This is a genomic window from Bacillus sp. JJ1532 (assembly GCF_036965085.1).
In the GTDB taxonomy this organism is placed as follows: domain Bacteria; phylum Bacillota; class Bacilli; order Bacillales; family Cytobacillaceae; genus Cytobacillus.
Genome location: NZ_JBALOW010000040.1, coordinates 1 through 13,091 on the forward strand (window position 1 = coordinate 1; position 13,091 = coordinate 13,091).

Here is a 13,091-nt window from a genome sequence, read left to right on the forward strand (position 1 = left end):
CATGCGCCAATCTATCCTGTTCGAGTTTTTCCCTAAATAGAGCAGGTTAGCTCAATAGGTATATTGATTATCAAAAAATTCAGTTAATATATAATGGAAGGGGGAATTAAATTGATATTAAATTATAAAAGGGCTTTAGGCTACTTAGCATATTCGGTTGGCTTTATTTTATTATTAGTAATTATCAGCAACATAAATTCACATTTTATTAAAATGATTAATGAGACGTATAGAATGTATCCTTGGCAAATCCTTATTAGTTTGATGTATTTCCCAATTGGCATATATCTTGGAATCCCCAATATCTTAAAGGAATTTAATAAAACGGGTCGATGGAGAATTAATTACTATAAGATTGTACTTGTAGCTTTACCAATGATTTATTTATCGTTTTATTGGTTTTTCCCCTTTTCGTATCCGATTCCCGATATTCTTGCCTACACAAAAACAGCATTTAGTTTTGGTACTATAATAGTTGGATTCTTTATTATTAATAGCTTTACAAAAGAATAGACGTTATTCATATTACGATCTTCAAAAATCGGGCCATTTAACGGAATAAAAATTTTAGTAGCAGATTGATCAGATTAAAAAGCGAAAGGAGGTTCTAACATGGTTGTTATATTGGCAATTGCACCTATTGTAATAGTAGGAGGGATTGTCGTATATGTAATTGAAAGTCTGAAACATAGATATAACCAAGGCAACCTAGGTAAGAAAAAATCAAAAGGGGCTCAAAATTTATTAGATAGCTTAATACCAATCGGAATGCTTTTTGGTTGTGCTATCGGTGTAATTTTGGGCATATTTTTCCAGATTCCAACAGTATTTACAGTTAGTTTAGGAGCTGGAATAGGCTATTTATTTGGATTTTTTGCTTTTGTAATTTATTGCAATAAAGAAAACAATTATTCATAATTGGCTATCTTTCAGAAATGGGGGCATTTCCAAAGTGTGGATCTGCGCTTCTTTTGCATAATGTGGAACATAACAACTAATAAGATGTACTAAATCTTTAAGAATAAATTAGTTCGGGTTAAGTAGTGTATCCCTATAATAAATGTAAAACTAGTGAAATAAAGTACTTAGACTAAAAGGAGCACTCTAGTGCAAGATTAACTGAAATTGCAGAAAAGAAAAGGAAGTTTAATAAGAATAATAGAACTTAGTAATAGCTGGAGTAAAAGTTTGACGAATAGGGTCTCTTTGAACATTTATTTTAATAGAGGTGTAAAGCATGCAATATGTTAAGGTTCTTTTATTAGATCAGTTTTTAGCAAATGCTAATGACCCGAGCTGGTATCTTCCATTTACTGAAGCAGTTAAAAACTTATCAGAGGAAGAAGCAGTTTGGAAGCCTACTGAAGATAGTCATAGTATCGCTGAAATTGTACAGCATCTAATTTACTGGAATGAAACATGGCAAATAAGATTCCAACAATCTGATGTTAAAGCAGTTCAGCCTATTGAAGATAATGATAAAAGCTTTGTTATTCCAGAAAATAAAAAGTTTAATGAATTAAGAGAGCGACTAGAAGTGGTGCTGTTACAATGGCAAGGTCTACTAACCGAAGAACAACTCGAAAGTGATGTAAATGGATTCAGTTTACCAGTGAAATGGTATGAGTTACTTGGAAATTCTATTACGCATAACGCCTATCATATTGGTCAAATCGTTTATATACGGAAGTTGCAAGAAAGCTGGTATCGTAGTAATAGGTAATCTTATTTTCAATCCTTTATTTTAGAATCTCTTCAACAATCGGGCGTTGCGGAAAAGATTTTGAATTGATGTACTTATATTATAGGGTACGTTGATCCAAGAAGGGGTTAACGTTTATTTGTCGAAGTTATTGTACTAAATCATGGTATTTAAAGAATTGGAATAATATAGGAAACCGAATAATAGTTGTAAAGGGACTGATTCAATTATGGATATTAGAAAACCATATGATTTTGAACTAAAAAAAGTATTAACACTTTCTCCTCAAGCTGTTTTTGATGGCACATTGGGTGGAGTAGAACCTACGAAAGAAAAAATTAACCAGCTTGTTAACCCACTTTTGGAAAAGGGAAGCTATTATTTAATAGCATCAGAAGAAGATAAATTAATGGGGTGGATACTTTTAGGACCAAGCAAGGACCAATTTACTGATATGATAAATGGATTTATTTACGAACTATTTGTTTTAAAAGAATTTAGAGGAAATGGCATTTCCAAACAGTTAATGAAAGCAGGTATTGACCATCTAAAAAAAGATGGATACTCAGAAATCCGTCTAAGTGCATTTGCAGGGAATCAAGCAATTAAACTGTATGAAAAATTTGGATTTGGCATAAGGACAGTTACTATGAGTTTGCAGTTATAAGAAACTAATTATCTCACTAACGGAGTGCGATAGTTGGAGAAGGCATTTTTCGGTAAACCAAAAGTTTGAAGGTGCGAATTAGGGATTATTTATATAATGTGAGACAGGTTGTGAAGATATTTGAGAGGTTATAAAGCAATGCTGTTTGATCTAGATGATACCTTACTTAATAGGGATGAAGCAGTAGATAAAATGTTTTTAATTATTTTAGAAAAGTGTTATGAGGATGTTAAACATTCAGTTAAAAACGAAATGTTGAAGAAGTTCAAAGAATATGATAAGAGAAACTATGGCTATAGTGATAAAACAAAAGTTTTAGAATCATTTTTTAATGAATTTCCACCAAAATATCGATTGCCACGCAATTACATTCAAGATTTTTGGAATAATAATTTTCCTCAGTGTTTTTCTATAAACCAAAATACTATAAATATCGTAAATGCTATAAAGATACAAGCTAAGGTTGCGATTATAACAAACGGCTCAACTCAGAGACAAAAAGCAAAAATCATTAACACTAATTTAAATAGTTGTTTTGATATAATAATTATTTCTGAAGAAGTGGGATTTAGTAAACCTGATAAACGCATATTTGAATTAGCATTAAATAAGCTTAATGTGGAACCGGAAGCCGCATTTTTGGTTGGAGATGACATTGAAAAGGATATTGGTGGTTGTCAAAATGCAAATATTAAGGGTATATGGTTCAATCCTCATATGATCAAGAATGATACCGAAATAAAACCATATGCAGAGATCAATACTTTTGATAGATTATTAAGTTGTTTTACATAAAATACATAATCAGAAGTTGTTTTATTGCAAAATATTTTTTAATGAGAAAAACAATAGTAATGATTCTTGAAATGAAGAAAAAAAGATCGAACTTAATAATATTGAAAAGAGTTCGTTGTTGGCCTAACGTGTACCTTGAGTTCAAGAAGGATCGCTGCGATACTCTTTTTTCTAATTCTAGTGTAATAGGATTGTTGAAATAGAAAAAGAATAGTAGAGGTTATAAAATAAAGTAAAATTAAGGGATATGGAGGATATTGAAATGCCAGATATATACCATAAAACCTACATTAAAGTACCTTTAGAAGAAGTGTATAAAACAGTTTCAACATCCCAAGGTTGGAATGCTTGGTTCACAGATGACACAACGTTGGAGATAAACCCAGATGGCACTGGTGAGATACGATTGAGATGGGCAAATTTTGGTAGTGAAAATGTAAATATTGAAGACGGGGGGAAGATACTTGAGGCAACTCCTAACAAAAGATTTGTTTTTCAATGGTCACCAGGAGAACAAAATTCAACAGTAACTTTTAAACTTGAGCCTTATAAAGAGGGAACATTAGTAGTTCTTAATGAGACGGGCTATACAAATTCTGAAAAAGACTTAAAAGCCTGTATTGGATGTGCAGTGGGTTGGGGAGAAGCCTTAACACTTTTAAAGATATACTTAGAGTATGGAATTGTATATAAACAGGATTTATAATTCTTTAAGTTATTGGTATATGTAGTCTTCAAAAAGTAATGTACATAAGATGATTGTGGTAATAATCCAACTCTTAATCATCAAATGGATTCGAAGTATAGTAAGGAGGTATTATGGTAAAAATAAACTCTTATATAATTAAAAGAACTAGGAATAATGAACAACATTAGTGTTCAAACAAATGCCTGTCCCCATATTCGGTATAGGTTTTACCTTTAAAAGAAGCATGAGACAGGCCAAAATCATTTAATGTTCCAATTCCCTAACCAAAAACTCTCCTTTAGAGTCATTAACAATCCCCTTAAAATCCTGCCCAGAAGGATTTTGGAAAAGTCGAAGTCCAAACTCCTGTGCTATGGCAAACAGGTGGTCAAAGATATCAGCTTGAACCGTTTCGTACACTGCCCATCTGACATCATTTGTAAATGCGTAAATTTCTAGCGGCAGCCCATTTTCGGTAGGGGCCAGCTGTCTTACGATTAACGTCATCTCTCGATTAATTCCTGGATGATTTTGGAGATAATTGGTGATATAAGCCCTGAATACACCGATATTCGTAAGAGCTCTCCCGTTCACCGGGTTGCTCCGATTGATATCGTGCAAGGAATTGAACTCTGCAATTTCTCGCTCCCGGTTAATGATATAATCTGAAAGATAGTGAATGGTTTTATATTTATCAATCATTTCTTCTGTACAAAATGAAATACTGTTTGTATCGACAAATAAGGCACGTTTGATTCGTCGACCTCCTGAGGATTGCATGCCTCTCCAGTTCTTAAAAGAATCGGATATCAAGGCATAGCTTGGAACCATTGTAATCGTTTTATCAAAATTTTGGACCTTTACTGTGTTTAACGAGATATCAATAATATCTCCATCTGCCCCATATTTAGGCATTTCAATCCAGTCCCCAACCCGAACCATATCATTGGCCGTCAACTGTACCCCCGCTACTAGTCCTAATAAGGAATCTTTAAAAACGAGCATCAATACAGCAGATAAGGCGCCAATTCCACTTAGAAGAATAAAGGGGCTTTCCCCCATCATGTTCGCAATTACTAAGATGATCCCAAGGGTGATAACAATAATCTTCGTCACTTGAATATACCCTTTAATCGGCTTCACCTTCGATATTTCATACGTTTGATAAATATCGTTGATGGCATTTAATAAGCTATTTACGACCCATAATCCAGAGATAATCAAATAAGCAATTGCACTTTTTTTAATCAAAATTTCTTGAGTAGGAAAGGTGAATGAAAAGTAATAAATAATGATTGCTGGAACAATATGAGATAACTTATGAAAAACCTTCCGATCCAAAAGCATATTATCCCACTGGTATTTGTTATTCATTACGATATGAGTGATAATTCTGATTACAACCTTTTTGGTGATAAAATTCGCAGTCATACAGATAATAGCAATAAATAGGATATTAAGAAATATAGATAAATATTCAGCTGTTGCAGGATCCAAATCAAATGTTAGAACAAATTTTCTAATGAATTTCATTTATTTCCTCCGTTATATGTATAAAATCTCAGCTTCTACTTATGGAACTTTTACTCATTATATCAGAGTATAATAAGCTTTACTTAGGATGAGTTTTTAACAATTTTTGCAACTTACAAAAATTATTTTTATTTAATAACTCTAAGCTTTAATACGAAGGCTTATTATTTAAAACGACATGAATGTAATCTTTGATACATACTATATTTTGGGGGTGGAAAAATGGCGAGAGTAGCTTACCGGACTGCAGATGTTGATTTAATGGCCAGGATGATGAGAGCAGAAGCTGAAGGCGAAGGAAAACAAGGAATGCTCTATGTTGGAAATGTCATTGTTAACCGTGTTGTTGCAGAATGTACTGACTTTAAAGATTTGAGAACAGTTAAACAAGTCATTTTTCATGTACAAGGAGGAAATTACTCGTTTGAAGCTGTCCAAAAAGGCAATGTATTTTATCAAAGGGCAAGAGAATCCGAAAGAAGATTAGCAAGACAGAATTTGGAATCTTGGAGAGATCACCCAGCGAAATATGCTCTTTGGTACTTTAATCCATATGGTCCTTGTCCTCCTACATGGTATGATCAACCCTTTTCTGGTCAATTTAAAGAACATTGTTTTTATGAACCAGCAGCTGGAACATGTGCAAGTGTTTATAGCGGATGATAAGTTTGAAAACCGAAATACGTCTTTTTATCCTTTAAAATTATAAATTTTTTTTTAGGGCAAATTCCTTAAAGTGACTAACATTATTATTATTATTTGAAAAGTACTTTATGTTATACAGGATTTAAAATGGATTTAATTGACTCAAACGGGGAATTAGAGTATTTTTTATATGCTTGTATAAAGTTGCTCACAGGGGATAGTGATGAAGAACTATAGGTTAAAAAATGAATTTAAAGGCTACAAAAAAGGGACAAAATTTTACGTTGTGGCTGAATCTGAATTTATCGGGGTAAAAGAATTTGTATTGCGAACCGAGGATTTAACTCGCAGAATTGTCATTACAGAAGATGAACTGAATAAGAATTTTTTGTTAATTAGATAAAGATGTTTATGACATGGCGGAAACAAGTGTTCTTATTTGACTGAAATTATGATAAACTAAAGAAGCAATAGAATAGGTTTCTCAAGGGTGGTCGGCACACTCCCGAACAGAAAGGGGGTGATGCTGAATGACAGTATTTGAAGCATTAATGTTTACGATTGCTTTTGCAAGTTTGATCGTAGCCATTCTGTCATTTAACCATAAAAAATAATCCACCCTTGAGTTAGCACGGCTCAGGTGGATTATTCCCCATTAATAGCCGATCCCTTTGTGGGAACCGCCTATTGCTGGACCGGACATGTTACCAGCATGTTCGGTCTTTTTTTAATTTATGTGGTACTTAATCATATTATAACTGAAAGTGTTATGAAAGTTCAATTTCTTTATAGTTGAATTAGTTTCATGTAACTCAGATTCCGAGGTGTAAGAGAAATTGTATGGCAAACCGAGGATTTAACTCGCAGGATTGTCATTACAGAAGATGCATCGAACAAGAATTTTATTTGGTTAAAGGGTAATTTTATAATAATGGAACATGTTTCCTCTTTTGATCAAATATCATAAAAAACTGCATTTTTTTACCTCAACATTTCAATCATAACTCTCCAAGTAATCATCCAAAATAAGATGGGTCTTACATTTTAACTGGCTTCAGCAGGAGTTCAACCTTCTGTAGAAGCCTGTCAATGCTAGGGCGAACTTTGCGATTTTACGATGGGGAGTTGGATCATTATGAAATGGCATAAAATGCTTCTGTCCATGCTGCAGCAGCGCCATGACAAAAAAATGGCTATAGCTGTCGATACATCTACAAATGAGGCACCAAAGGATTTGATAAACAACATAGTTAAATTATTTCAGCATGTGAAACCAGATGCTTTATTAATTCAAGCGGATTTTAAAATTAGAAGTATTGGACCTGTGAAAAGTGATTCTATTAAGTACTATTCACATGGGAAATCTTCCTATACATTAGTTCTTGAATGGGCAGAGGAAAATCAAGTGGATACTTTATTTTATATCACGGATGTTACTGGTTTTATTACCGATGAAATCAAAGTAGTGAATTATGAGTTATTCTGGCTAGTCCCAGGCACGTTTCTCCCAAGGGTGCCATTTGGAAAAGCAATTAAAGTTGCTTAAAGTATAAAAATCCCTCACTCTTGTGAGGGACCAATCCTACATCTTCTTTTCTTATTTATCATAATGAAACATCCAATTATTTCCGATATGTTTCTATTCAAATGAAGTCCCTCGAATAGCCGATTGTTCCTCTTTTGTTATTGTCATTCCACCTGAAACGACAAATTTCATTGCGTCTTCAGGCTTTACATCGATGATTTCAACTTGATCTTTCGGAATTAAAACCGTTAGTCCAGCAATTTGAAAGGTTTGTTGGATATAGACAGCTACATAGTCCTTTAATGGATGATAAAAACTTTCTACATCCTCGGTTGTGATAAACCCAATGGTTTTCATTTCTGTACCTGGAATGGTGACCAATGCCACTTTTGAAAATGATTTTTTCTCGCCAAGGAATGAGTGAATGGTATCTTTACTAATGGAATAGAGCGTTTTTATGAGCGGAATTTTTTCTAGTAATCTGTCAATCATTCGGATTAACGTCCCAGTGAATACTTTGTTTGATAACCAGCCTAGAATCGTGATGAAGACTAAGGTGAAAAACAAACCAATCCCCGGAACATAATCTTCTTTAAAATAAGGCTTTAAATAATTTCCTAACAATCCATCTAAAAACATAAATAATTGATAAACGGCATAAACGACTAAAATAATCGGAACACCCGTTATGATCCCCTTAACAAAATTATGAAAAATCCGTTTCATTTTTTCTCTCCTTATGGTAATGAGGCATTTGAATTTATTTTTACATAATGGTTGAAGCGATTCAAGTGATATTGGAAGTTGGTTAGTCTGATTAATAATTTATAGGTATGAAGGAAAGACTCTATTAAGATTTTAATCTTTCCCGATTCTTCCATCTGAAACTACTCAAAAATACAAAAACATTACAATAGATTCATATATTCTTAATACTAGATAACTAGAATTGTTTTTATGAGTTAGCATTTTTTTGGGGGGAACAGATCAAAATGAAAAACAAAATAGTTGCAGGAATTACAGCAGCAGGTATTCTCTTGGGGGCAAGTCAGCCGTACAATGTATTCGCAGAACAATCAACTTTTTTTCAATATAAAGAGGATGGTTTGAAGGTTACCCAAATTGGTCAATATGACAGTACTGAAGGCATTGGTGGTACTGAAATTATGGCTTACGATGAGACACTAAAGCGTGCTTTTGTCACAAATGGAGCCGCTTCTGGAATTGATATTCTTTCATTTGAACAACTAACATCAGGTGAATTTACAAAAGTAGAATCAATCAAGCGGGTATTATTAAAGGACTTTCAAATTGAAAACGTAGCAGATATTACGAGTATTGCATCACATCCAACAAAAGATTTAGTCGCTGTTTCCGTTGTTAGCAATCCGAAGACAGACCCTGGCTATATTGTTTTTCTATCAAAAGAGGGAGCATACATATCGAAAGTGCAAGTGGGTTCGTTGCCTGACATGGTGACATTTACACCAGACGGAACGAAAGCGATCGTTGCCAATGAAGGAGAGCCAAGTGATGATTATGCCGTTGATCCGGAAGGGACGATTTCAATCATCGACGTCACGAAAGAGCCAAGTGAATTTACAGCAAATTCACTTTCGTTTAAAGATGTAGAAATTGATGAAAAAGTCCGATTAAAATCTAAAGGGACAGCTCTTCAACAATTGGAACCTGAGTATGTAGCGGTTTCTAAAGATAGTAAAGTAGCGTATGTATCGATGCAAGAAAACAATGCAATCGCGACTGTTGATCTTGCTGCAGAAAAAATCCTTCATGTGAAAGGACTTGGTGTAAAAGATCACTCTCTTCCTGAAAACGAACTCGATGGGAAGCGAAACGGTGAAACAAAACTTGAACGCCTTCCACTTCTAGGCTTGTACATGCCAGATGCCATTGATACATTTACAGTCGGCGGGAAAACATATATTTTGACACCAAATGAAGGAGACGCCCGAGATTACGAAGCGTATTCCGAAGAGGCAGAAATCGGTGATATCGCAGACAAGATTAAATTGAATGCAGATCATTATAAAGGTTTCACACAAGAAGAGCTTGATCAAAAAGTGGCAGATGGATTATTCGATGAGATGAAGAAAACAAAAATTACCCTTGAAGAAGGGATGGCAGCGGATGGTTCGTATGAAGCGCTTTATTCGTACGGTGGACGCAGTTTCTCAATCTTTGACGCTGAAACAATGGAGCTTGTTTATGATAGCGGAAGTGACTTTGAGAAAATCACTTCTGAAGCACTCCCTGAGTTCTTTAACACTGATAACGAAGAAATTGCGTATGACAAACGGAGTTCTGCAAAAGGACCAGAACCAGAAACTGTTGTTAGTGGAGAAATTAATGGTAAATCGTATGCATTTATCGCATTGGAGCGAGTGAGCGGAATTATGGTGTATGATCTTGAAAATCCATCGAAGCTTAAATTCGTTACATTTATTTCAAGTAGGGATTATAGCGAGGATATTAAAGGGGATGTATCACCTGAAGGTTTACGCTTTATTTCAGCTGATAAGAGTCCTACAGGACATGCCCTTTTAGCTGCGACTCATGAAGTATCCGGTACGGTTGCGATTTATGAATTTGGTGGAAAAGACATGAAGATGAAACCGGCTGCGCCTGAAGTGGACGTGCCTGCCAAGGAAACACCACTAGTCTATTGGGATGGCTTATTAATGAAAAAAGGTCAAATCGGTCGAGTGATGATCGAAAAGCCAATCAATCTATGGAAAAGAACAGATGAAGGTCTCCAGTTCGTAAGAGTCCTAAATCCCGGTGAAAAATACCGCGTATACAGCTATGACGACAAATTCGGCGGCCAATATTCAGTTGGCGGAGGACATTATGTGACAAAAATGGAATGGTATGTATCCTACCAAACTCCATCTAAACATAAATTGGAGCTACTAAAATAGTTGTTAGATTCCAACTAGAAGGAAGAGATATTCTTTTTCAATTAGTGAAAAGAACCATAAAGAAAACCCTTGCGATTGCAAGGGTTTATTCTAAAATTTTTACTGAATACCGTATACAATTGCTAAAGCCGGGATTATTTAGAGTAATGCACCAAACTTAAATCTTTAAAGCTCTTTTTAAGCGTCCTGCAATTGGCACTACTATGATTCCTGCTAAGACAACCTGCATCACATTTCCTGGAATGGAGCCAAATGGCAGAATCCAGTTACCGTAAAGGATTACTTCGGCGAAATAGTAGCCTACGATTTTAATAATGAGTGCAATGGCAACTGCCAGTGTGTTGACAACTACTCTTTTGCCGGGTACCTTTTCGGAAATAAGACCGGCTAAAAAGCCCATTGTCCCTACGATGATGAATGTAAACGGTGCCCATGCTCCCCAACCAGAGAGAATGTCGAAGAAACCCATGCCAAAGGCGCCTGCAATGGCTCCTGTTTTTTTGCCGTAAACTAAAGCTGCTATAAATAGAGGCACATTGCCCATATGGATTAGGCCACCATTACCCATAATGGGGAGCCTGATATTGATGAACATTGTAGATACTAGAGTTAATGCGATGAAAAGTGCATATATGACTAAGGTTTTTGTCTTTGTTGCTTCTGTCTGTAAAACTGTTGAATTCATAGGATTGCCTCTTTCTTTTTTTTTCTTATATTATCATACTCCTAATCTGTTATTTAGTAAATTCAAAATTCTATATTTAATAGATTTATACTAAAAAGCCGGTTCCATTAAAACATGGACCGGCTTTTTGTATTACCAAGTATCTCCGCGCTCTTTCTTCAATGCCTTCATTTTTTCGACCCATTCATCGACCCTTTGTCTGATTTCTTGGCTTTTCGTATCTGCTTTTTCTCGATTTGTCTTATAGATGGCGTAGTATAGGTCTTTCATATTTTGACTTCGTTCATACCCCCAGTCTCTTAGTTCTGTTTCTTGCTCATACGTAATCCACTCATATTCTGCCATGATCTTAATTGCATCAAGTATTCGGTGGGACTCACGCCTACCGATATTCCATAATTGAAGGGGATATTCTTCGCCTTTTTTATACTCTGCGACCATTTCCCATCCGTCTGGAGCCATGGTAAAGGCAAAAGCAAGATCTAGTGTAGAAGGCAGCCACTCATATTGAATCGTATTTTTTAATTCTTCTGGATTGTCCGCTTTAAAGTATTCACCATTGCCAGCTTCGGCAACAGCCTTTAATTGGTTTTCGGATTTGCTGTCTACATCAAAGCCGATAATGTTCACGGTATTTTTGCTGTTTTTTTGAACAAGGTCCTTACTTGCCTGAACGGGATCCCCGTCACATGTTTCAGCACCATCGCTGACAATGTAAATGGTCGTTGCACCTTCAAAGCTGCTGCTCATTTCTGCGGCTTTTTGGATGGCATCTGCAAGGGGAGTCCAGCCTTTGCTTTCAAAAGAATCGACTGCTTGATGGAATTCTTCTTTTGCATATTTCCCCATCGGATAGACTTCTTCGACTTTTGTGCAGGATATTTCCTTATCAGCCGCTGATTCCGAACCTTTATGGCCATAGACGATAAGTGAGACTTCACTCGTTTGCCCAATTGTCTGAGCAAAGCTCTTCACAGCATCTTTGGCAATATCCATTTTTACTTTTCCATCAGATAAAAGCAGCATACTTGAGCTGGCATCGAGAAGAATTATAGTCTTTTCTGATGACATTTTCTCTTCACTGCCTTCGGATTTTGTTGGATCTGGCAAATAGGGTTCCTCAAACTGCGGTTCGTAGGCATTCGCTTTTTCGATGACCTCTTTATAGTGAGGACTGGCCAGGAGAGCAACAAGGCCTTTCTTGATTTCTTCAATATCTGTAGTTTCATTCATTAATTTTTCAAGCTCAGGTGTCAGCTTGTCTATAAGAGCTGGCTCCATTTTAGGTGTATCGAAACCGATGTCCTCAATATCATTTTCATATGACAGATCACCCATGATTTTACCGTGTGGCAGGACTAGTAAACTTTCTTCTGAAACTTCTAAATTAATATTCAATGATTCGGTTATAATATCTTCCTGCTTTTGTTCCTGCTGTTGCTTTTCCTTTTCTGGTGCATTAGATGTTTCTATCTCCTTGTCATTGCTGCATGAGGAAAGGATCATTGGAATAAGGATCAGCAATAATAAGGCATATCGTTTCACAAAATTCCTCCTTTTTTCCGACACTCTATATTATGTATATTAATAAACAACTAAATATAGAGTATATCATAGAAAATAAGTGATTATGAAGTATTTACCATTTTAGGAAAGAAAGTTCTAGCGTAAAAGTTCTACTCAATGAAGTAAGAATTTTATTTTAATAAGAGAAAAGGATATCTTTAAAAATATTGGAGGCGTACCGTTTGTAAAATGTAAAGCTTCTTCTCAAACGTGTATGAAAAAGCTCTTAATATAGTAGGAGAGACAATGTGATTTAATTGCAGTAGATGAATAAAAATAGAAGATATTCAGACGCCGGATGATTAATGTCAAGATTTAAATGAGATTTCTTCATGGTAAGTGTTTT

Annotated in this window: 15 protein-coding genes; 11 read left to right on the plus strand and 4 right to left on the minus strand. The window is 35.2% G+C overall.

Features of this window, described 5'->3' with window-relative positions; translation table 11 throughout:
* The first annotated feature begins 111 nt into the window (after positions 1 to 111).
* The 6 genes from V7122_RS14020 to V7122_RS14045 all read left to right on the plus strand — a co-directional run bounded on the left by V7122_RS14020 (position 112) and on the right by V7122_RS14045 (position 3,870).
* On the plus strand, positions 112 to 513 hold the full coding sequence (locus tag V7122_RS14020) for a hypothetical protein (protein ID WP_335527249.1): 402 nt from the start codon (positions 112 to 114) through the stop codon (positions 511 to 513).
* Between the two features lie 99 nt (positions 514 to 612).
* On the plus strand, positions 613 to 918 hold the full coding sequence (locus V7122_RS14025) for a hypothetical protein (RefSeq protein ID WP_335347804.1): 306 nt from the start codon (positions 613 to 615) through the stop codon (positions 916 to 918).
* 319 nt (positions 919 to 1,237) lie between these two features.
* Complete coding sequence (locus tag V7122_RS14030; RefSeq protein ID WP_335347363.1) at positions 1,238 to 1,723, plus strand: DinB family protein; 486 nt, start codon at positions 1,238 to 1,240, stop codon at positions 1,721 to 1,723.
* 208 nt (positions 1,724 to 1,931) lie between these two features.
* The gene (locus V7122_RS14035; protein ID WP_335527251.1) at positions 1,932 to 2,369 is read left to right on the plus strand and encodes a GNAT family N-acetyltransferase; all 438 of its coding nucleotides are present in this window, start codon (positions 1,932 to 1,934) and stop codon (positions 2,367 to 2,369) included.
* A 138-nt stretch (positions 2,370 to 2,507) separates the two neighbouring features.
* Positions 2,508 to 3,164 carry an HAD family hydrolase gene (locus tag V7122_RS14040; protein ID WP_335527267.1) on the plus strand — a complete coding sequence of 219 codons (657 nt, stop codon included), beginning with the start codon at positions 2,508 to 2,510 and terminating at the stop codon, positions 3,162 to 3,164.
* A 262-nt stretch (positions 3,165 to 3,426) separates the two neighbouring features.
* Complete coding sequence (locus V7122_RS14045; RefSeq protein WP_335527253.1) at positions 3,427 to 3,870, plus strand: SRPBCC family protein; 444 nt, start codon at positions 3,427 to 3,429, stop codon at positions 3,868 to 3,870.
* Positions 3,871 to 4,116: 246 nt separating this feature from the next.
* Here V7122_RS14045 and V7122_RS14050 read toward each other — a convergent pair whose 3' ends face one another.
* On the minus strand, positions 4,117 to 5,385 hold the full coding sequence (locus tag V7122_RS14050; protein ID WP_335527254.1) for a mechanosensitive ion channel family protein: 1,269 nt from the start codon (positions 5,383 to 5,385) through the stop codon (positions 4,117 to 4,119).
* A 222-nt stretch (positions 5,386 to 5,607) separates the two neighbouring features.
* Here V7122_RS14050 and V7122_RS14055 point away from each other — a divergent pair, with 222 nt between their 5' ends.
* From V7122_RS14055 to V7122_RS14065, 4 genes are all read left to right on the plus strand, one after another.
* Positions 5,608 to 6,048 (plus strand): cell wall hydrolase, encoded by a 441-nt coding sequence (locus tag V7122_RS14055; RefSeq protein ID WP_335347359.1) that lies wholly within the window; start codon positions 5,608 to 5,610, stop codon positions 6,046 to 6,048.
* A gap of 205 nt (positions 6,049 to 6,253) precedes the next feature.
* Positions 6,254 to 6,433, plus strand: coding sequence for a hypothetical protein (locus V7122_RS14060; RefSeq protein WP_335527257.1), 180 nt, complete (start codon positions 6,254 to 6,256; stop codon positions 6,431 to 6,433).
* Between the two features lie 127 nt (positions 6,434 to 6,560).
* Positions 6,561 to 6,644 (plus strand): putative holin-like toxin, encoded by an 84-nt coding sequence (locus V7122_RS25775; protein ID WP_410489377.1) that lies wholly within the window; start codon positions 6,561 to 6,563, stop codon positions 6,642 to 6,644.
* A 521-nt stretch (positions 6,645 to 7,165) separates the two neighbouring features.
* Positions 7,166 to 7,576 carry a hypothetical protein gene (locus V7122_RS14065; RefSeq protein WP_335527259.1) on the plus strand — a complete coding sequence of 137 codons (411 nt, stop codon included), beginning with the start codon at positions 7,166 to 7,168 and terminating at the stop codon, positions 7,574 to 7,576.
* 93 nt (positions 7,577 to 7,669) lie between these two features.
* Here V7122_RS14065 and V7122_RS14070 read toward each other — a convergent pair whose 3' ends face one another.
* Positions 7,670 to 8,281: a DUF502 domain-containing protein gene (locus V7122_RS14070; protein ID WP_335490727.1), complete on the minus strand. Its 612-nt coding sequence runs from the start codon at positions 8,279 to 8,281 to the stop codon at positions 7,670 to 7,672.
* A gap of 266 nt (positions 8,282 to 8,547) precedes the next feature.
* Here V7122_RS14070 and V7122_RS14075 point away from each other — a divergent pair, with 266 nt between their 5' ends.
* A complete protein-coding gene (locus V7122_RS14075; protein ID WP_335527261.1) occupies positions 8,548 to 10,494 on the plus strand; it encodes a choice-of-anchor I family protein in 1,947 nt (648 codons plus the stop codon).
* 157 nt (positions 10,495 to 10,651) lie between these two features.
* Here the strand turns inward: V7122_RS14075 and V7122_RS14080 are convergent, their stop codons facing one another.
* Positions 10,652 to 11,179: an ECF transporter S component gene (locus V7122_RS14080; protein WP_335527263.1), complete on the minus strand. Its 528-nt coding sequence runs from the start codon at positions 11,177 to 11,179 to the stop codon at positions 10,652 to 10,654.
* A gap of 132 nt (positions 11,180 to 11,311) precedes the next feature.
* Positions 11,312 to 12,724 carry a vWA domain-containing protein gene (locus tag V7122_RS14085; RefSeq protein WP_335527266.1) on the minus strand — a complete coding sequence of 471 codons (1,413 nt, stop codon included), beginning with the start codon at positions 12,722 to 12,724 and terminating at the stop codon, positions 11,312 to 11,314.
* Positions 12,725 to 13,091: the final 367 nt, after the last annotated feature.